This is a genomic window from Streptomyces sp. SID5785 (assembly GCF_009870065.1).
Classification (GTDB): domain Bacteria; phylum Actinomycetota; class Actinomycetes; order Streptomycetales; family Streptomycetaceae; genus Streptomyces.
In genome coordinates, this window is the sequence record NZ_WWIA01000517.1 from 1 (window position 1) to 839 (window position 839).

Consider the following 839-nt stretch of genomic DNA (forward strand, 5'->3'; position numbering starts at 1 on the left):
GGCCACGTACGGCGCCTGCTGCGCGAGGGCGCGTTCGGCCGGCCGCTCGTCGCCCACTGCCAGACCACTTGGTACCGCGACACCGCCTACTACGCCGTCCCGTGGCGCGGCCGGTGGGAGACCGAGGGCGGCGGCCCCGCCATGGGGCACGGCATCCACCAGACCGACCTGCTCCTGGACCTCATGGGCCCCTGGGACGAGGTGCGCGGGATGGCGGCGCGGCTCGTGCACGACGTGGAGACCGAGGACGTGTCCACCGCGCAGGTCCGGTTCGCGAGCGGAGCCGTCGCCACCGTCGTCAACAGCGTGCTCAGCCCCGACGAGGTCAGCCGCATCCGCATCGACTGCGCGCACGCCACGATCGAGCTGACCCACCTGTACGGCTACCGCAACGCCGACTGGCGCATCACCCCCGCCCCCGGCGTCCCCGAGGAGACCGTCGCCGCCTGGCGCGACTTCGGCACGGACGAGCCCAGCTCGCACCTGGCGCAACTGCGCGCCCTCGTCGCCGACATCAAGGCCGGCCGGCGGCACCCGACGAGCGGCGCGGGCGGACGCCAGACCCTCGAGTTCATCACCGCCCTCTACAAGTCCGCCTTCACCGACGCCCCGGTCCGCGCGGGCGAGATCGGCCCCGGCGACCCCTACTACACCGCCCTGCACGGCGGCGCCCCCGGCTGTGCCCCCGCCACCCCGCGCAAGGAAGAGGCCTCCGCATGACGCTCGCTCTCACTCACGCCCACGGCGACCGGATCACCGTGACCCACGAGGGCACCGGCACCGAGCTGTTCGCCTACGTCTACCGCCCCGAGGCCGCGTGGGAGGCGCCCAAGCCGTAC

At 74.1% G+C, this 839-nt stretch carries 1 protein-coding gene and 1 pseudogene; both read left to right on the forward strand.

The features are described 5' to 3' along the window. On the forward strand, positions 1-720 hold a 720-nt coding region (locus GTW43_RS16730), incomplete at its 5' end, for a Gfo/Idh/MocA family oxidoreductase (RefSeq protein WP_161302828.1). Then, positions 717-839 (forward strand): annotated as a pseudogene (locus tag GTW43_RS16735) (oxidoreductase); the annotation flags it as partial. The gene GTW43_RS16730 and the pseudogene GTW43_RS16735, both read left to right, overlap by 4 nt.